Below are 19,260 nucleotides of genomic sequence, written 5' to 3'. Positions count from 1 at the left end.
TGAACTCAAATAAATAAAACAATGAAAAATCATTTAAAAACCTTTTGGGCTATTGCCCTGATACTCGGCTTTGCCGTAACATCTTATGCACAGGACACCATCAGAACGCCGCTTACCCTGGGCAAGATAGAACCGTATAAAATGCAAGTTACCTACGATAAAACTTCACACCTGATTTTCCCGACCGCTATCCGTTACGTGGATTTGGGCAGCGAATACCTGATTGCAGGTAAAGCCGAAGATGCGGAAAACGTATTGCGTGTAAAAGCATCGGTAAGGGATTTTGAGCCGGAAACAAATTTTTCCGTCATTACCAATGACGGGCGATTTTACAGTTTTAATGTGTTTTACAGTGCTTATCCCGAAGCGTTGAGCTATGACCTGCTTACGATGCAAAAAGCAGTGGATAAAGCCAACGGTAACGATGTGCTTTTTGAAGAACTGGGCAACAATTCGCCATCACTGGCGGGCTTGTTGCTGGAAACAATTTACAAGAAAGACAAGCGCATTGTAAAACATATCGGGGCTAAAAGTTTCGGCATTCAGTTTATCCTGAAAGGGATTTACATACACAACGGCAAATACTATTTCCACACAGAATTAAGGAACCTTACCAATGTGCCATTTCAGATTGATTTTATCAATTTCAAAGTCGTGGATAAAAAGGTAGCGAAACGCACCGTAGTACAGGAACGCCCTTTAACGCCGTTGAGAACTTACAAGCCATTGGACGGCATTGCCGGAAAATCAACCGAACAAAACGTGTTCCTGTTAGACCAGTTTACCATTGCCGATGACAAGGTGCTACTGATTGAGATTTTCGAGAAGAACGGCGGCAGGCATCAGACATTGCAGGTGGAAAATTCGGATTTAATCAAAGCCCGTTTGATTGACGATATGCACCTGAAATTTTAATAACCCTTTAAAGCAATAGCAAGAAAATGAAAAAGTATATCTATACCGTGATGCTTGTTTTAATGGGTATCACAACGACACAGGCACAACGAATGCTGCCTAAACAGAAAGGGTTGGAAATAAGTACAGGCGTACTATCCAATGACAAGATTGGCAATGATTACTACATCAGCGCAGCAATGACCGTAAACGGTAAGAACGGCAATTACCAGCTTTGGGCGTTGGAATATACGCACCAATACCACGAGTATAAAGACCTCCGCATACCGCAGGAAACTTTTACAGCCGAGGGCGGTTACAGCTTCTTCCTTTTGGGCGATGCCCGGAAGAACATTACACTGAATGCCGGAATAACTGCCGTAGCAGGTTATGAAAGCATCAACCGTGGCGAACCGATGTTGTATGACGGAGCGAAGATATTGGACGAAGACAATTTCATCTATGGAGCTGGCGGACGACTGACCTTTGAAACGTACCTGTCCGACCGATTTGTATTCGTCCTGCAAGGGCGTACAAAGGTGTTATGGGGTACGGATTTACGGCAGTTCCGACCGTCCGCAGGTGTGGGATTAAGGTTTAACTTTTAAAACGTAAGAAACAATGATAGCAATATTCAATAAATTCAGAATGGGGTTACTGCCAATATATATACTGTTGGCAATCCTCACAGCTTCCATTTCGCTGGTATCTTGTAGCAAAGATGATGAATTGGAAATACAAAAAGATTTTCCTTTCGAGGTTAAGGTAATGCCAGTTCCGAAAGACGTTGCCAACGGGCAAACGGTAGAAATAAGGATAACCATACAACGAAGCGGTAATTACAGCAATACGCAGTATTTCCTCCGCTACTTTCAATTTGATGGACAGGGAACGTTGCAATACTACAATGAACCGCCGTATCAGCCCAATGACCTGTACCAGTTACCAACGGAGCAGTTCAGGCTGTATTATACATCAACATCTGCCGTTTCACAGTCCTTTGACGTTTGGATTTCGGACAGTTTCGGGAACGAAAAGCAGGTAACTTTTCAGTTCAATAGCAGCGATTAAAAGTAGTATTCCAATCATAAAAAACGGCTTATCTGATGGGTAAGCCGTTTTCGCATTTAATACACATTGTTTACAGGCTGAAACAAATATTTTTCGTAAATTCAAACAGTGGAAATAAAGTGTTTTTGTTATGGTCGCATCATTGGTTATAGGTATCATATTTTTGGTTGCAGGCTTGGGACTTCGTTACTGGATTAACCGGAGAAAGTTTTACAGGCGCAGCCCTATGGGAGCAGAGGGTTTTTCATCTTATGAAAGTTCGGTTTTCATTAAATTGATTGAAAGGGTTGGTAAATGGATAGCTTACGCACTGATTATTTTCGGTCTGTTATCGTTGTGGGTTTACTCTCGTGAGAAAAAGGAGAAACAGCAGCCTGAAGTAAAAACCGAACAACCTGCACAACGGAGATAATTATTTTAGCATACCGTTTTAAAGCAAATCGGATAGCCCAAAAGGTTATCCGATTTTTTGTTTTATACAGGATAGTAAACCGACAAACACTGCCACTTAAAGCCAAACCCTGCAATGTTTTCCAATGTAGCAATAAGCCTTTATAAATTCGACTTCCATAGCAAAATGGAGCAAACAATGGAAGTAATCGCAATACAAAAAACCGCACTGGAGGGAATGAAAAATGAACTAAAAGCACTTTTGGAACTGACCGAAAATACTACACAGAAATACCTGCCCATTTTTAAAGAAGAGCAATGGCTCGATAACCAGGAAGTGTGCCTGATGATGAACATTACCAAGCGCACTTTGCAGACGTATAAGGACAAAGGGTTATTGCCCTATTCCAGACTGAACCGTAAGAATTATTATAAACGCTCGGATGTACATGCTTTGCTCGAAGCCGGACAGCCGTATAATACTGCCGAAAATGGATTTATTCACGAATGACAATGAAGAAATCATTGCCCATCAGGAAATGATAGCGCAGCTAAGAAGCCGTATCGAAAGCATATTGAAAAACTACCGCCCTGTAATGAACGGAGAAATTTATCTGTCGGGCGAAGATGTGTGCAAGCTGCTCCATATCAGTAAACGCACTTTACAGCAGTATCGTGATGATAGCATTCTACCGTACATCCAAATAGGCGGCAAGATTATTTACAAGGAAAGCGATATTCAGACGATACTGCAACAAAATTATATTTCCCAAAAAACAGTTTGACCGTATTCTTTTTGTATTATATGCTGTCAAAAAAGTACAAGTTTAGTATCTTTGTTGTCGAAAATATAGAAAATACTTAAAGTGTTTTTGCTTTAAGTCCCACATTGAAAACTGGTAATTTTTAGACAACGGGACAGATAAGTAAGAACGCTCACGTCAAAGGCGTGGGCGCTCGCTTATTCGTTGTCGGGCATACCAGTGCCTCAATGTGCGGTAAGCGTAGTTGCCTGCGCTCTTTTTTTGTGCAGGGCTCCACTTCTTAAAACATTGAGATTATGGAAAATGAACCTGTATTTTACCCCGAATTTGAACATCCTGCATCGCAATTATCGGCATTCTCTCTCTGTATTGATGTTTTTATTATATCCCTTAAAAATGGGGAAATTGTAAGTTTTAAACCTAACGAGATAGCACCTTTTAAAGAATGGCTTGACCGTTTTAAAGTTAGGAATATTGCTGTCAATGATGGCATATCTCACGCTAATCGAACGGCAAATTTATCTAAAGCTCCCAATGGATTTTTTAACCTTATCAAAAGAAGCAAAAGAAAATGAGCAAACAAGAAATAATCAAGGTAGCAATGATAGATGACCACGATATGCTTAGAAAGGGCATCTGCGACTTTCTAATGGGTTTTGGTTTTGAAGTATTATTTGAAGCGGACAATGGCAAAGATGCAATGGAAAAAATGGCACAAAGCGAAGTTATTCCTGATGTGATGGTTGTTGATATAAATATGCCCGTAATGAACGGGTTTAAAACCGCTAAAGCATTGAATGAAAAATACCCGCAATCCAAAGTCTTGGCTTTTAGCATTAACGATGATGTGCAGGATGTGGTAAAGATGTTGCAACGTGGAGTAAAAGGGTATATATTGAAAGGTGCAGACCCCGAAGAACTTAAAAAAGCCATAACCATTATAAACGAGGGGGGGAGTTATTTCAGCGCAGGTGTTGCTGAAGTAGCCAAAGAATATTACAAACAGTTTCCGCAATAGCAGGTTTCTTTGTTACTTTCTTTTCCGCCGAACTCACGAAAGAAAGTAATCCCACAATTATAAATATGGGATAACGAATATCCCACGCAATAAGGTCGCAACCTGTTTGGTAAAATGAAGAAGAAAGGAAACAGTGTAGCTGTGCATTTTGACAAAGGGGATTGCACCTATTTGGTGCAAAAAGACTGCCGACCATCGGGAGGATCTGTCCTTTTGCCGCCCGACTTTTCGGGTTAGGCGGGGGCGTTAATTTTTCGGTTTGGCTAACCGTTCTTTTAAAGCTAATAATTTTTCGTGCATATCTGTCCAATATGCCTGCCTTTCCTTATCGCTTTCTACTGGTGGGTTATGCTGATATTCTTTATACCACCCAGTTTGCCGAATAGCTTTTTTAAGGTCAGTAACTTCAATCCAATTCCCATTTTTATCTCTGATTTTCATCGTGCTGATTTTTTGGGTTAAGCAATTAATTGGGTTAGTAAAAATTCATCTGTCCAAAATTCTTCGCTCGTATGTTTCCCGTATGCCGTATAGTAGCCTGTACCGTTTGCCCGCAATATAAGCCTGTAACAGTCCAGTCGGTTTTCGGGTACGGTAAACGCTTCCTGCTCTTGCTCGTCAAGCTCCACAAATACCCATTCCTTACCGTTTAGCAGTTCTTGAATATTCGGGTTCTCATTTTCTCCTGTGCAGTAAAAATCTACTGCCGTATCATAGTAGTTCATTGAGCAGAAATAGTGATTGCCCTCTAACGGCTTAACCAGTGCAAGCCGTTTTGCCTGTTCCTGTTTCCATTCTTCGGATAAGTGGATAATTGCAAACTCGCAATTATCCCATTCGCTGTTCGTGTTGGCTTTAACCAAAATATGTGCTGTCGCTTTATCTGATAGTTTCATCGTTTTAAATTTTAGTGGTGTTTAACTGATTTTCGATTTTACGCTCTAACAAGGTTTCGAGTATTTCCCACTCGCTGTCGTACTCCTTGCTCTCAAAATGGTAGGTGTCGGTTTCCTCGTCTAATTCATAGCTGTCAAAGTCCTGACTGTCTAAGCAGACATCCCTAAGCGTGCCGTTTTCAAATATTGCCTGACCATATACTAAGCAACCTAATTCTTCATAGTCCTGTGTGAAAGTCGCTTTGAAATGTTCGGCTATCTGCTTAACGGCTTCCGTGTTTGGCGACCATTTTGTTTCATACTGGAACACGCCCGCACTTTCATTGTCCTGACTGATATTGTAGAAATAATCGCCGTGCGTGTCCTGTACGAAATCGGGCAGTTGTCCGCAGTTGTCTTTCTGCTCCTGTTCAGCCATTGATTTGAATAGCTGTGTTATCTGTTCTATTGCTTCGGTTGTTCCCTCAAAAACAACCCAGTTGTTGCACCAGTTAGCCATAATTACTTATCGTTTAAGGTTATCTGTAAAAATTTGTCACTTCCGAAAAGCAAGTGTATCGCTTGTTTTAATTGCGGGTTGCATTGTGCATCCTCTGTATATTCAATCAGGCTGTGAATAGCGAAAATTGAATGGTGTCCGTCAAAAAAATGGTCTGTAAACCAGTGCGGGCGTTTCCAAAGTGGTTCGGTTTTGTCTATACCTTTTTGTGCATTCTGCACAAGCCTGTACCAAAATTCAGCCGTGAAAAATCCCTTTTGATACCAACACTCACGAAAGGCGGTTTCATTTTGCAGGAAGTAGTCGCATTGCGTTTTTATAGCGTTTTGTAGGTTCTCCAGTTCTGCGGGAAACAGTTTGCATAATAAGCCCGCTTTATCAAGGTTGTCCATTTTATCTAATGCTTTCATATCTTTTGTTTTTAATAGGCGACCACCTTTGCAGGCAGTCGCCATTGTTGATTAATTGAAGTTGAAAATCTCTGCTCCTGAATAGGCAAAGTCTGTACACAGTTCAAAGGCTTTTTGTGTCTTTAGCTGTGCTGTACCGCCCATTACAATAGATTGTAGTTTGGCTTCGCCATCCCTGTAATTGCGTACATTCTGAAAGTAACCTGTAACAGCATTGTAAGCCCCGAATAATGTGCCTTTGGTAGTTGCCATTTGTTGGGTGTCGCTTATCATAGCGTATTCAAAGGCATCATCTACGGTGTTTTTAAACACGGTGGAAACTTCATCTTCCGCACCTTTTTTGAGCAGGTTAAGCGTTTCTTTGTTCGGGCAAAGTGCCAACTGGATTAGCTTTCTTACTTCTCGGTCTGTTACCCTTACTTTAGCCCAATCGTTAAAGATGTTCTCTAACTGCGTGCTTAGTGTGTTGGCAAGCCCCATAACCTTGTGAGCATTTTCGAGGCGTTGTTTTGCTCCTGACGTGTGTTTGATACGCACTACATTGGTCATACTCCGCAATGATGCGTTCAGGGTGTTTTGACATACGATACGGATAGGTGTAAACGCTGCGGTAATACTTCCACTACCGTCGTGGCTTGTGGTTAAGAAGATGTACTTTTCTGTAACATCGTCGCCGTTACCTACACGGATATAGTCGGGCAGCTTGGCAGTAATAAAAATACGCTCCCCGTTACCCAATGCTCCTGCGGTTTCGTACAATATTCCCTCGCCTCCGCCTACAATAGCATCAAAGAAATTGAACGCCTCACGGTTTTGTACAATATGGTAGTCTTTGCCTACTACACCCAACGGTGTATTGGTGTCGGTGCGGAGGGTGGCGAAACTGTTAGGTACTAAGATGTCATTGGCTTCAATCAGTTCTCCGTTTTCGCCTATGCTCATTGTTCTGCCCTGTGTAAACAGTGGGGATTTGATAACCTCGTAATCTAAACCTGCGTGTACTATTGCTTCCTCGCTTGTTGGGTATTGCTCTACGATTTGCCCCAAACCGTGCCACGCTTTTTGTTGAACGCTAAAGAATGAATGACGTCCTGTTTGCTCGTTGAAATTGATGTTGTGTGCCATAATGCTAAAATTTTGATGTTTGAAAAAATGTTATTTACTCACTCGCTTTTCTCGTTTCCCGCTTCCCGTTGTGGTTTGCTCCGCTTCGCTTCGCATAAATTTTTCCAAAAGAAAAACCGGAAAAAAGAAAGCAGATAATCCAAGCGGGCAACAGCGTAAAACCGAAAGGAAACGGAATAAGTCCCGGAGGGTGGCAAGGCAACACACAGCAATTCGGCGAAGCCAGCATTTTGCCTTGCCATTATGCCGTAGTCTTTTGGTTGGGCGTGTGAGGTGGCTGCCCGCTATAACTTAGCTGCCTTTTTACCGGTTGATTGTGGAAATTTTCTGTTCTAAATTTTTATGGCATTAATGACCAGGCTATGATAGCCTGTAATAGGGATTTGAAAAATGGAATAGCAGGGAGCGTTAGATAAGGGTTTCGTTTTTCAATTTTCTATTTCTGAAGTAGGTAATAAGCTCTTTTACAGCGTTGGATTGCGTAGAGGAAAATAAATGTGCTTTACCTACACAAAAAGATAGGCATAAAAAAAGCAGAACCGTTAAGTTCTGCTCATTGAGATTAGATAAAAGCTGATTAGATTGCCATCATAAACGCTTCTTCCATTGCCTTGAATTTAGGGGTAACTAAATCCATATCCTTACTGATTTTTTGGCTTGTGATTTTAGCGTAAATCTGTGTGGTGGAAATATTTTTATGCCCCATCATTTTGCTAAGACTTTCAAGCGGTACGCCCTCGGTCAAAAACATTGTTCCGAAAGTATGCCTTGCCGTGTGAAAAGTTACTTTTTGCTCCGTAATGATTTCTGCCTTTTCAACCAGTTTGCCTATGTGAGTATTGCAGGTTGCATTGGTCGGAACCGGAAAGATAAATTCATTCCTTGTCGTACCCTGATATTTCTCAATGATACGTTTAGGGATTTCCATTAACCGAACATTTGAAGCAATATCTGATTTCTTTCTCCTGCTGATAATCCACTGATGACCGTCAAAGAATGATTGAATGTTGTTCCTTGTCAGTTTCTTAATATCCGCATAAGCAAGTCCTGTAAAGCAACTGAAAATAAACAGGTCTTTTACAAGTTCATACCGTTGGTGCGATGGTACGCACATCATCAGCTTTTCAACATCTTCTTTAAGGATATAGCCCCGGTCGGTTTCTTCCATATTGATTTCGTAATCCTGAAAAGGATTATCACGTATCAAGCCTTTTTTAATAGCCAGTTCCACAAGGGCTAATACAGGCATCGTGTACACCCAAACTGTATTGTGGGAGGACTGCAAATCATACCGGAGGTAAAAATCAAACTCCCGGATAAAATCGGAAGTCAATTCCCGAAAAGCCATATCGTCACGATGATAGCGTTCCTTTATAAACGTGGTAAGATGATTGTAAACTGTGATATACTTGTTGTAGGTGCTTTGTGAGCGTTCTTCCTTTTCGACCAATTTTTTAAAATCCTCATTTTGGTCATTGAAGACTTTTAGTATTGCATCATCCATTACACCGACACCCAAAAAAGACAGTTTCACTTTTTGGGCGGTTGCAAAGCCCTCGTGCTTCAGCATATCTTCATAAATCTTGTCGATGCGCCCACGTATATTATCCAGTTTTTTATTGATGCTTAATGCCTGCGCACTTTTGCCCTGAACACGACCGTGTTTTAAATCCCAATTATTGGGGTCAATTTCTAACTTTGTACCGAAAGTCTTCGGGGTTCCGTCAATGGTAATACGTGCCATAATCGGGGCATTACCGTTCTTTTTCAGTTCGTTCTTTTTCAAATAGAAAAGCAGTTTGAACGTCGATTTTTTTGTCTGCTCCATAACTCTAATGTTTAACGTTTAAAATTAAATTACATTGAGTTACAAGGAAACATAGAAATGGGTGCAAAAGACTGAAATATAATCAGTTAAACTATACTGTTACCATTATCAATCGGTAACGAATTAGTAACCGAACCTTGTCAATTTAAGCCCAAAACCTATCAGACACCGACTTCCGAACTAAGACTACTCTTTTTATAAAGCCTTGTATAGCAAAGGTTTTAACCGTTTTGCTTATTTTTGCTTTTTACTAATCTTTTTTATTTAAAGTATATAAATTCTGAAAAGGTAAAATGGTTGTATTGGGGAGCTTTAGTTTTGGGAATCGGATTTTTAAATAAATACAATATTGTTTTTTCACTTTTGGGTATGATTCCGGCTATTTTATTAACACCCCAGAGAAAATTTTTTTTTAATAGGCACTTATTCTTTTCTGGGCTATTAGTACTAATGATTATTTTACCCAATATAGTATGGCAATATCAGAATGATTTTCCTGTTATTCACCATATGAAAGAGCTTTCTGAGAGACAATTGGTCAATGTTAGTAGGCTTGATTTTATGAAATCACAAATATTGTTTTTTCTAGGAGTAATTTTTGTTATTATTCTAGGATTTTATGCACTTGTATTTTACAAACCTTTTGAAAAATTTAGATTTTTTTTCTGGATTTATGTATTTACCATTTCCTTCTTTTTGATTTTTAAAGCTAAAGACTATTATACTATAGGTCTTTATCCTATTTATATTGCTTTTGGTTCGGTTTTCCTTGGGCATCATCTTCTTAATAGTAGTTGGAAAGGTAATGTGGTATGATATGTAAGTATTTTAATACCGGTGTGTTTTTTCTTACCTTTATATGGGGTTGCTTTTCCCAATAAAAATCCGAAATATATTATACAACATGCAGATAAGTATAGAAAATTAGGTTTACTACGATGGGAGGATGGAAAAGATCATTCACTACCACAAGATTTTGCCGATATGCAAGGATGGAAAGAACTTGCCGGTAAAGTGGATAAAGAATATTCTCAACTTTCAAAATCGGGGAGCACTCTAGTTCTTTGTGATAATTATGGACAAGCAGGAGCAATTAATTATTATTCAACTAAAAGAATACATGCTGTTTCTTTTAATGCGGATTATATCAACTGGTTTGATTTTAGTACCCATTATTCAAACTTAATTCGAATTAAAGAATATGCTAAGAATGAAGATGAAATAAAGGAAACAGGATCTTATTTTAAAAAATCTCAGGTTGTAGACTCTATAATCAATACATTTGCAAGGGAGAAAGGAACACGAATATTCAGTTTTCAAGATGCAAAAATTAATGTGAATGAAAGGATTCAACATGAAATTAATGAATTGAAAAATAGATATTAATGTCTGATTATCGATTCTCTATAGTTGTTATTAGAAGTAATGAAAAAAGTTTTTATGAAGCCAATACATTTTATTTTATGCTTAGGTTTATTATTAAACTTAAATTGTAGTTCGCATGAGTCAAAGCCGGATAAAGAGCCTAAAGTGCTATTTAAATCTGATGACTTGATCATTAGGCAATTATCAGATCATGTATATCAGCATATTTCATATTATAGATCAGAAACATACGGAACGGTTACTTGTAATGGGATGATTGTGGAGGAGAATGGAAACGTGGTGATTTTTGATACTCCTGTTGATGATAAGAGTTCCGGAGAGTTGATTTATTGGATTAAAAATAGCTTGCATTCTAAAATCAATGCTGTTATTCCTACTCATTTTCATGAAGATTGTCTTGGAGGTCTGAAAGAATTTAATAAAAATAATATTCCATCTTATGCCAATGCAAAAACTATTGAATTTGCTAAAAAAAGAGGATTTAATGTTCCTAATCATAGCTTTAATAATGAATTGGTTTTGAATATAGGTAATCAAAAAGTATATGCCAAATTTTATGGGGAAGGACATACCAGGGATAATGTGATAGGATATTACCCTAAAGAAGATATTATGTTCGGAGGCTGTTTAATTAAAGAGGTAGATGCTTTAAAGGGGAATCTTGAAGACGCCAATGTAAAAGCTTGGCCGGAAACCATTCGAAAATTAAAATCTCAATATCCGGATGTGAAAATTGTTATTCCCGGGCATGGGAAAATAGGAGGAAAAGAATTACTTGATTATACCATTACATTATTTACGGAATAGCTTAATTGAAAGTAATTCATGTGAAAATTTGTGAAGAGTAGAACTTCTAAAACGCATTGATATCTAAATTACTCATTTAAATATCATCTTTTTTCATGTTGAGATCTCGATGGAAATTCCGTACATTTGAGGTGAAAAATTTCAAAAATTAAAAGTAAAATGGATATTATTTTTGACCTGATTGAGAAGGAAAAACAAAGACAAAGCCATGGATTAGAACTTATTGCTTCGGAAAATTTTGTTTCTGAAAACGTAATGAAAGCGATGGGAAGCGTATTGACAAATAAATATGCAGAAGGATATCCCGGGAAGAGATATTATGGAGGTTGTGAAGTGGTAGATGAGGTTGAAACGTTAGCGATCAACAGGGCAAAAGAGCTTTTTGGAGTGGATTATGTGAATGTTCAGCCACACTCCGGATCACAGGCTAATGCGGCTATATATCTTGCTGTTTTGAAACCAGGGGATAAAATCATGGGAATGGATCTTTCAATGGGGGGGCATTTAACTCATGGTTCAGCAGTTAATTTTTCAGGAATCCAGTATGAGGTTGTTTCTTATGGCGTTGAAAAGGAAACAGGGCTGATTGATTATAATGCAATGAGAGAAGTGGCGCTAAGAGAGAGACCTAAAATGATGATTGCAGGTTTTTCAGCATATTCAAGAGATTTAGATTATGCTAAATTCAGAGAAATAGCCGATGAAATTGGAGCAACTCTTTGGGCTGATATTGCACATCCTGCAGGTTTGATAGCAAAAGGATTATTAAATTCTCCATTTGAACATTGTCATGTAGTAACCACAACAACTCATAAAACATTAAGAGGGCCTAGAGGAGGGATGATTATGATGGGGAAAGATTTCGAAAATACATATGGACACAAAACCCCTAAAGGAGAAATCAAAATGATGAGCCAAGTATTGGACGGAGCTGTTTTTCCGGGGATTCAAGGAGGGCCTTTGGAGCATGTGATTGCAGGAAAAGCAGTTGCTTTTGGAGAAGCTTTAGACGGGAAATTTGAAATCTATGCTAAACAAGTAAAATCTAATGCTCAGGCATTGTCAAAAGCAATGATTGATAGAGGGTTTGATATTGTAAGTGGAGGAACAGATAATCATTTAATGCTTGTTGATCTTAGAAATAAAAATGTTAATGGAAAAGAGACTGAAAAAGCATTGGTCCTTGCAGATATAACATGTAATAAAAATATGGTTCCTTTTGATGATAAATCACCCTTTACAACTTCGGGAATTAGATTAGGGACTGCAGCCATTACTACAAGAGGGTTGAAAGAAAATGATATGGATACTATTGCTGAATTGATTTCAGAAGTCGTTGACAATATTAAGAATGAAGAGGTAATTGCTGGAGTAAGAAAGAAGGTCAATGAGCTTATGGAAGGCAAAAACCTTTTTAACTATTAATTTTACTTTATTTATAATATAAAAGAATGGGCATTTGTCCATTCTTTTTTTCATATATGATGATCATGAATAAAAAATTATTCACTTTTGATGAGATAAGACAAAAGCTTGTGAGCTATTGTGTGTATCAAGATCGTTGTCATGCTGAAGTGGAGCAAAAAATGAAGGAGTTTTTGTTAATTGATGAAGCTAAAGAAGAGATTGTTCTATATCTTTTGAAAGAAAATTATTTAAATGAAGAAAGATTTACAAGAAGCTATATCCGAGGCAAATTTTATATCAAATCTTGGGGGAAAAATAAAATTAAAATGAATCTCAAGCAGAAACAAATAACATCCAAGCTTATTGATACATGTTTTGATGAAATAGATGACAATGATTATAAAAAAGTGATAAAGAAAAATTATGAAGATTATTACTTTAAGCAGATAGGATTGGATGATTATCAAAAAAAAATGAAAACAATAAAGTTTTTAATTAATAAAGGATTTGAATATAATGTTATTCTTGATGTGATAGAAGCTTAATTAAAATACCTCTTCATAAGCTTATTTATCCTTTTATTTAAATATAATAGGCTCATGGTGTAAATAATTCTCTGATCCATATGGCGATATAAGAGCTATCATCTGAAAAAATAGCTGAAATAATACAGAGGATTGAAAGAACTATAATAGATAGAATTTGGAAGAAAGATATTTTCCTTTCCCCTTTTAATTCTCTCTTCACATGAGTGTAAGTTTTATTGGTTTCTTTTTTTTTCATTTATAAATTATGAACTTTTAAATTTCCTGTTTTCTCTGTTTTATCCCATTTAAATTCTGATTGGCTTAATCCTCTTATGTAGGAAGCGAGTGTGATAGCGCAAAGGAATGGACCATATCCTCCGATTAATAATAAAGTACGTGAAATAAAAGCGGGTCCTCCTTTTTTTTCGGTATAGTAGGCCATATAAGAGACGACCATACATAAGGAAACCCATAAGTATAACAAGAAAATAATGAGAATAGTTCTCATGTTTAGCCCTGGATGCAGGCCTGATTCATTATAATTACGTACTATCATATCTAAAAAACGATTCATAAAGTCGGGATGAACCGAAAGAATAATCAACCCCAAAGATATTATACCGGGAAATAAAATACCTTGAAGATAGGTTCTTTTCGATGTTTGAGGGTCTAAAAAAAGGCAGGTCAATATAATAAAGAAATCAGTAAAAGTATTTAATAGCCAAAATTGTTTAAATAAAGCCCATGAATAATAGGAATCTAAGAAAAATAATCCGACAAGTCCTATAGAAACAAGTATCATTAATAGAGGCATGAGAAGAATTGTAAACCATATAAATGCAAAGCTAAATGAGCCTAGACCTTTGGCTTGTTTATTAAACCATATATGTTTAAAAGCTCGAGTTACTTGGATATTACCCACTGCCCATCGAAGTCTTTGCTTCCATAATGCTACCAGGCTATTAGGTTCTTCTGCCCAAACGATGGCGTAAGGGTCAAAAATGGCTTTCCTTCCTGCGAGCTGAGTTTTAAAAGCAGTAAAAGTATCTTCTGCTAAGGATGTAGTATCAATTTTCCCGCCAATAGCAATCAAGTTTTCTTTTGTTAATAATTGAGCACCTCCTGCCACGCATGCAGTAGCTCCTAATACATTATGAGCTCTTCGGCTAGCAGCCTGAGCACAGATGTATTCAAATGCAATAAATTTATTAATTAAAGAATTAGATGTTGATCCTTCTTTTATATAAGCCATTACAGCTCCAACATTTGGGTCTGCAAGATGTCGGGTCATTTTTCTTAGGGTTGTTTTCTCAAAAAGGACATCAGCATCCATAATTAAAATAGCTTCTGCCCAACCTTCTTCCAATATTACTTTAATCCCTGCATTAAGAGTATGTGCTTTTCCTTGCCCGCCTTTTTCTCTTTTTATGTAGCGTATATTCTGAGGATATAATTCCGATTTATTTTTAACTATTTCGAATGTATTGTCAGTACTGGCATCATCTACGATGTATAATATTAAAGATTCTAAAGGATAGTCTATAGATAAAAGATGCTCTATCGTATTGCCAATTACTTCAGCTTCGTTCCAACATGGTATTACCACACTTACACGAGGTGTAATGGTTTCCGTTAACTTATAATGATTCTGTTTTGCATGAAAAATGATCAAAATATACTGATATAGAGATGCAAATAATGGAAGAGCACCTATTAGGACAAAAAGAGTCAAAATAATTTTCAGAACTATAATCATATCAATAATTTATTTTGGTCTTACAGAAACTTCTCTTTTGATATTTACACCTCTTTATATAGGATACTTTTGGTGTTTTATAAGTTCGGAATTGGGCATAAATATTTCCTCATAATAACGAACCATAGTCAATTCTTTATAATCAAGAGCTTGTATTGATTTGCCCGAAAGCGCATGCTCAACACACATTGCCGGAATATTAGGTCCACTCTCTATTACTAAACTCAATCCTCCTGAAAATCTTGGATTGATTTCAATTAAATAAGGATTTCCTGTACTATCTACGATGACTTGAATGTTAGCACTATATGTAATGCCAACGGTTTGGGCTATCTTTATACAATACTCTTGTATTCGTTCATTTTTAATAGTTTTGGAAGCAATTACCACTCCCGAGTCTATTTTAAGTCGCTCTCTCACTACAGCTGCTCCTATTAATCCATTTTGATTAACCATTACATCTACACTATACTCTGTGCCTTCAATAAACTCTTGAACCATGTAATTTCCTTCTTTTAGCTTCTGCAAAACTTCAGGTTCCGGATTAGAGGTAATAATAACTCCTCTTGATCCACTACCACTGCGGGGTTTAAATACGAGTTTATTCGAATGAATCGTTGAATTTATTATATATTCTTCTAAGGATTGAAATTGAGGTAAGGGTATTTTTTCTCTGCATTTTTCCATTAGCTTAAGCTTATCTAATGTTGTATGGAGTACTTCTTTACTACAACTGATGATGTGACAATTTATTCGATCAAATGATTCTTTTATGTCCATGATAGGAATCAATTCTACGTCCACTGTAGGAATAAGTATATCTATTTTTTGTTGTTCACACAGTTTTAAAATTGTTTGATTAAATTCTGGTGTAATACCACCCGGAATCACAAATCTTTTAGAGGGTTCTACAAAATAAAGACCAGTTGCTAATGGATCCATATCGGCCATAAAGAAGTCGTAATCTTTGTCTTTTAAGGCTTTGTAAGCGCAAATTGCAGCGGGACCTCCAACACCTGTCATTAATATCTTCACAGCCATATTTTAAATTATTTATGATTACTTATGATTTAATAATTTCAAAAGGTTCTATTGATTGATAGTTTGAATAGCGCCCCCAGTAGGTGGCAGTAGCTCTAATGACTTCATCTTTTAAATACACTGCTTTTTTTGTTTGGCTTTCGTATAAAGCAATGAGCTGCAGTTTTAAATCTATAAAATTATCAATTGATTCGAATTTTTGAGGACGGAAATTGATATTGGTTGAAGGGGATTGATAGGCATACACTTTATCAATCTTTCTAGCGGCAATTATAGTAGCAAGGTGCGCATTTCTATGATCGTGATGATTATCATTTATACTATGAGTATAAATAATATCGGGTTGAAAGCTATTAATGACTTCTTCAATGACTCGGATAGTTTTAGGTCCGTCCGAAAGAGAAGTGTCTTTCAAGTTGCTTATTATTAAGCGCACATTCATGAATTCAGAGGCTGCTTTTGCTTCTAGAGAACGTTTTTCCGTATCCCCACCTGCTGCCCCTTTGGTCAAAGTTAAGATAAGCACTTCGTCATGCTTTGAAATATGTTTAAGAATAGTTCCACCGCATCCAATTTCCACATCATCAGGATGAGCTCCAATAGCAAGTATTCTGTTTGTCTTTTTCTGTTGAACCAGTACCCTAAGTTTATTGATAAGTTTTTCTTTAGAATGTTCGTTGATTGTGGTAAGTACCCAAAAGCTATTGATGCCGTATTCTAACGCGGCTTCCATTAATTCCATATTTTTATCCTCAACCAGTAAAATAATATAAGCTGAAGGATTGTGGGTTTTTATATAAACAAAAGCATTTATAGCAGGTTGGAAAGAGGTTTTTCGAGCAACAATAATAAAAATTTGATTGGAGTTTTCACGAAAATCTTTGGATGAGATATTTTCGAAACTGAGTTGCAGACTTTGTAAATACAATTCTTGCTTTATAATTGACGATAGCTTTTTGGTATAGCTTTGATTACCAACTAATATAATTTCCATCTGTTTTTAAATTAAATTTTTTGACACGATCGAATACTAAATCAATTAAAAACATAAAATTAATGTAATTTATGTTAATAATTAATTTTTTAATGTGAAATTTTTAACACTAATAGGTGGGGTGGTTTGCGAAAGTCCCCCTTTTGTATATACAAATAGAAAATAATAGGTAATATAGTAGTTGAGTCATATATATAAATGTTTGATTATTAGTTTTTTTATTGTGGCGCTTTTAGTTGAGTTTATGCTATTGGTTTTACCAACTAAAATCTATATTGATGCTTTGGTTTTATGTTCAACGAATCTTATTTTATGGAATATTAGGAGTTGCTTTGCGCTTTTTGAGCTTATAAGTAATACCCAAACTTACTATATGTAAGTCCCAGCTATTGACATTTTCATTTTCATTAAAATGCTTATAGGTGTAATTCATTCCTAGATGTAAATCTTTAACAATACGAAATGTAGTATTAAAATTAAATCCATAATATGCCTGATACTGTTTAACCGCTGCTACCCCGGGGATGTTTTGAAATTCTGGGATAATATTATTATCTCCAAACAGTACGTTGATGGCTGTGACTTCATTCTCATTAAAATAATATCGATATCCTAAAATAAAATCATTGTTTGATATACCATTGTTGAGGTATATCCATCGGGCCTGAAATAAGTTTTTATTCAAGGCATAGCTTAGTCCGGTGTTTATCATCCAGATATCCTTTTGATTTGAAAGGGATATGTATTTTACTCCGTTTTCAATTTCCAGTTTTTTTATTCCTATATAATAATTGGATAGACCAGCGGTCATATTAGGATACCATACTGCGTTTGAAATAGAAAAAGAAGCATATTGATAGGTTTTTTTATTTCTAGGGGTATAATAGAATTCACTAGATGATTGCCATCCTGATCGAGTATCGCTATATGCTATCTCAAGATTACTGATCAGGGTATAATTTACCTTTTTTAATTTTATGCCTGCTGAAGATTGATTCAAGGTTACTGTACGGTCAAAACTTGTATATTGTTGTTGTGCCGTAATATATAGCCTTGTACTGTCTTTATATAGAGTGGTGCTATCTTTTTTGTATATAGCTGTACTATCATTTTTTAATACAATTTCATTTTCTGGAGGTGGTAATACTTGAGCATTAAGTGTTTGATATGAAAAAAAGAAAAACACATAAGCTAATATTAATAATGGTAGGGAGGGTGTTTTCATTTTGGAGCTTAATTAGATTACACTATTTCTTACACTCAAATGATATTTATATGACTTAGCAATGATGGTTACTAGTCTATTTTAAATCACTTTATTTAAAATTAAAACTGATATGTACTTTATTAATTTACAATAAGCTACATTGATTAGTAAAGGAGATTATACTACTTTTTATTTTCTATTCAATATTTTCTGTTCACCTAAACACCCGACAGGCCTATTATATTGAAAATGAATATAAATACAAATGTAACTTATTCAAAGATATAAATTTATCTTATTATTTACGTGATTTGTAAAAACATTATTATGATAACTCTAAATGGGCTCTTTAAGCTTGTACAATTCTTATTTTCATTACCAATTTTGATAACGTTTTGTGATAATTATATTCATCATCTTGATTTATATAGAAATGAATCTCATTTGTCAGAAAAAGGGAATTAAAAATTAGAAAAAGAAATTTCTAACATTCTTACAAATAATATTAAAAGAACATATATTAATCCAAATTAGTGGGGAAATATTCTAAATTCCTTATAAAAATAGTATATAAATTATAGTGTTTTTGTTTTTTTATTTCATAGATCATATTTAATGATTTTTTATTTTAAAGACTTTAAATAACTTTTATCGGTAAAATTGGTGGCATACATCTAAAATGACTTTTAGACTGTTTAATTTTATACAGTTTAAACACTCATATTTGCTTTTCCTTATAAAAAATGATGTCCCATATTATTTTATTAGAAATATTTTATCTAAAATTTTACTCTTATTTTTTTTATTTCTTTCCAGACTAACTATTAAAAGGGATGTTCTGCTATAAGTGAAATAAGGTTGGTAAAGAGGATGAAAAGTAAATTATGTTTGGTGAAAAATTTACTTAATTCATTACGGATTAATTTGTAACTTGCTCCTATAATGACTGTGAATTTATTTTATTGTTGGTCAGTATTTTTTAGTGCTATGTTATATTGTGGGTAACTTTTTTTAGTATAAAAAGTATTTGTTGAAAAAATACGCTAATAATTTATATGTGTAGATTATTTTTAATAAATTGATTTATTTTTTATAATTTATGTAAAAAAAAGAAAGAACTCAAAAATGATCTTGGCACGAATAATGCATATTCGTGTTTTGAAAAAAAATAAAAAAATATTTTAAACATAAAGGATGCACATGAAAAATAAAATTATCGACAGGGTATTTAATGTAAATA

At 35.7% G+C, this 19,260-nt stretch carries 22 protein-coding genes and 1 pseudogene; 13 read left to right on the top strand and 10 right to left on the bottom strand.

Annotation, left to right across the window (positions count from 1 at the left end):
- Nucleotides 1–21: 21 nt before the first annotated feature.
- The 8 genes from traN (at nt 22) to CHRY9293_RS01470 (ending at nt 4,137) form a co-directional block, all read left to right on the top strand.
- The gene (traN, locus tag CHRY9293_RS01505; protein ID WP_162031293.1) at nt 22–915 is read left to right on the top strand and encodes a conjugative transposon protein TraN; all 894 of its coding nucleotides are present in this window, start codon (nt 22–24) and stop codon (nt 913–915) included.
- 26 nt (nt 916–941) lie between these two features.
- The gene (locus CHRY9293_RS01500; RefSeq protein ID WP_162031292.1) at nt 942–1,502 is read left to right on the top strand and encodes a conjugal transfer protein TraO; all 561 of its coding nucleotides are present in this window, start codon (nt 942–944) and stop codon (nt 1,500–1,502) included.
- Nucleotides 1,503–1,515: 13 nt separating this feature from the next.
- Nucleotides 1,516–1,965, top strand: coding sequence for a DUF3872 domain-containing protein (locus CHRY9293_RS01495; RefSeq protein WP_162031291.1), 450 nt, complete (start codon nt 1,516–1,518; stop codon nt 1,963–1,965).
- A 130-nt stretch (nt 1,966–2,095) separates the two neighbouring features.
- The gene (locus CHRY9293_RS01490) at nt 2,096–2,377 is read left to right on the top strand and encodes a molybdenum ABC transporter permease (RefSeq protein WP_162031290.1); all 282 of its coding nucleotides are present in this window, start codon (nt 2,096–2,098) and stop codon (nt 2,375–2,377) included.
- Between the two features lie 177 nt (nt 2,378–2,554).
- Nucleotides 2,555–2,866: a helix-turn-helix domain-containing protein gene (locus CHRY9293_RS01485; RefSeq protein WP_162031289.1), complete on the top strand. Its 312-nt coding sequence runs from the start codon at nt 2,555–2,557 to the stop codon at nt 2,864–2,866.
- Entirely contained in the window at nt 2,847–3,140 is a 294-nt protein-coding gene (locus CHRY9293_RS01480; RefSeq protein WP_162031288.1) for a helix-turn-helix domain-containing protein, read from the top strand. The genes CHRY9293_RS01485 and CHRY9293_RS01480 overlap by 20 nt, the downstream gene beginning before the upstream one ends.
- Before the next feature lie 275 nt (nt 3,141–3,415).
- On the top strand, nt 3,416–3,694 hold the full coding sequence (locus CHRY9293_RS01475; protein WP_162031287.1) for a hypothetical protein: 279 nt from the start codon (nt 3,416–3,418) through the stop codon (nt 3,692–3,694).
- Nucleotides 3,691–4,137, top strand: coding sequence for a response regulator (locus CHRY9293_RS01470; RefSeq protein WP_162031286.1), 447 nt, complete (start codon nt 3,691–3,693; stop codon nt 4,135–4,137). The genes CHRY9293_RS01475 and CHRY9293_RS01470 overlap by 4 nt, the downstream gene beginning before the upstream one ends.
- Nucleotides 4,138–4,383: 246 nt before the next feature.
- Here CHRY9293_RS01470 and CHRY9293_RS01465 read toward each other — a convergent pair whose 3' ends face one another.
- The 6 genes from CHRY9293_RS01465 to CHRY9293_RS01440 form a co-directional block, all read right to left on the bottom strand.
- The gene (locus tag CHRY9293_RS01465; RefSeq protein WP_162031285.1) at nt 4,384–4,578 is read right to left on the bottom strand and encodes a 3-isopropylmalate dehydratase; all 195 of its coding nucleotides are present in this window, start codon (nt 4,576–4,578) and stop codon (nt 4,384–4,386) included.
- A gap of 17 nt (nt 4,579–4,595) precedes the next feature.
- Nucleotides 4,596–5,033: a hypothetical protein gene (locus CHRY9293_RS01460; RefSeq protein WP_162031284.1), complete on the bottom strand. Its 438-nt coding sequence runs from the start codon at nt 5,031–5,033 to the stop codon at nt 4,596–4,598.
- 4 nt (nt 5,034–5,037) lie between these two features.
- Nucleotides 5,038–5,532: a DUF1281 family ferredoxin-like fold protein gene (locus CHRY9293_RS01455; protein ID WP_162031283.1), complete on the bottom strand. Its 495-nt coding sequence runs from the start codon at nt 5,530–5,532 to the stop codon at nt 5,038–5,040.
- 2 nt (nt 5,533–5,534) lie between these two features.
- Nucleotides 5,535–5,987, bottom strand: coding sequence for a hypothetical protein (locus tag CHRY9293_RS01450; RefSeq protein ID WP_228455441.1), 453 nt, complete (start codon nt 5,985–5,987; stop codon nt 5,535–5,537).
- 6 nt (nt 5,988–5,993) lie between these two features.
- Nucleotides 5,994–7,067, bottom strand: coding sequence for a DUF932 domain-containing protein (locus tag CHRY9293_RS01445; protein WP_066436458.1), 1,074 nt, complete (start codon nt 7,065–7,067; stop codon nt 5,994–5,996).
- Between the two features lie 577 nt (nt 7,068–7,644).
- Complete coding sequence (locus CHRY9293_RS01440) at nt 7,645–8,895, bottom strand: site-specific integrase (protein WP_066436467.1); 1,251 nt, start codon at nt 8,893–8,895, stop codon at nt 7,645–7,647.
- Between the two features lie 237 nt (nt 8,896–9,132).
- Between CHRY9293_RS01440 and CHRY9293_RS18855 the strand changes: the two are divergent.
- The 5 genes and pseudogenes from CHRY9293_RS18855 to CHRY9293_RS01420 form a co-directional block, all read left to right on the top strand.
- Nucleotides 9,133–9,711 (top strand): annotated as a pseudogene (locus CHRY9293_RS18855) (glycosyltransferase family 39 protein); the annotation flags it as partial.
- 21 nt (nt 9,712–9,732) lie between these two features.
- Nucleotides 9,733–10,281, top strand: coding sequence for a hypothetical protein (locus CHRY9293_RS18635; RefSeq protein ID WP_228455439.1), 549 nt, complete (start codon nt 9,733–9,735; stop codon nt 10,279–10,281).
- A 54-nt stretch (nt 10,282–10,335) separates the two neighbouring features.
- On the top strand, nt 10,336–11,088 hold the full coding sequence (gene bla / locus CHRY9293_RS01430; RefSeq protein ID WP_162031282.1) for a subclass B1 metallo-beta-lactamase: 753 nt from the start codon (nt 10,336–10,338) through the stop codon (nt 11,086–11,088).
- Between the two features lie 159 nt (nt 11,089–11,247).
- Nucleotides 11,248–12,513: a serine hydroxymethyltransferase gene (gene glyA, locus CHRY9293_RS01425; RefSeq protein WP_162031281.1), complete on the top strand. Its 1,266-nt coding sequence runs from the start codon at nt 11,248–11,250 to the stop codon at nt 12,511–12,513.
- 59 nt (nt 12,514–12,572) lie between these two features.
- Complete coding sequence (locus CHRY9293_RS01420; protein WP_162031467.1) at nt 12,573–13,040, top strand: regulatory protein RecX; 468 nt, start codon at nt 12,573–12,575, stop codon at nt 13,038–13,040.
- A 238-nt stretch (nt 13,041–13,278) separates the two neighbouring features.
- On the opposite strand, the gene CHRY9293_RS01415 is transcribed toward CHRY9293_RS01420, so the two are convergent.
- The 4 genes from CHRY9293_RS01415 to CHRY9293_RS01400 form a co-directional block, all read right to left on the bottom strand.
- Entirely contained in the window at nt 13,279–14,778 is a 1,500-nt protein-coding gene (locus tag CHRY9293_RS01415; RefSeq protein ID WP_162031280.1) for a glycosyltransferase, read from the bottom strand.
- A 54-nt stretch (nt 14,779–14,832) separates the two neighbouring features.
- Nucleotides 14,833–15,819, bottom strand: a complete 987-nt coding sequence (locus CHRY9293_RS01410) for an ATP-grasp domain-containing protein (protein ID WP_162031279.1) — start codon at nt 15,817–15,819, stop codon at nt 14,833–14,835.
- A 22-nt stretch (nt 15,820–15,841) separates the two neighbouring features.
- Complete coding sequence (locus CHRY9293_RS01405; protein WP_162031278.1) at nt 15,842–16,813, bottom strand: PIG-L deacetylase family protein; 972 nt, start codon at nt 16,811–16,813, stop codon at nt 15,842–15,844.
- 310 nt (nt 16,814–17,123) lie between these two features.
- Complete coding sequence (locus CHRY9293_RS01400; protein ID WP_162031277.1) at nt 17,124–18,038, bottom strand: hypothetical protein; 915 nt, start codon at nt 18,036–18,038, stop codon at nt 17,124–17,126.
- Nucleotides 18,039–19,260 lie beyond the last annotated feature (1,222 nt).

This window comes from Chryseobacterium potabilaquae (genome assembly GCF_902728265.1).
GTDB classification, from domain to species: Bacteria; Bacteroidota; Bacteroidia; order Flavobacteriales; family Weeksellaceae; genus Chryseobacterium; species Chryseobacterium potabilaquae.
The sequence above is the reverse complement of the archived record's forward strand: the minus strand, read 5'-3'. Positions and strand labels throughout refer to the sequence as shown.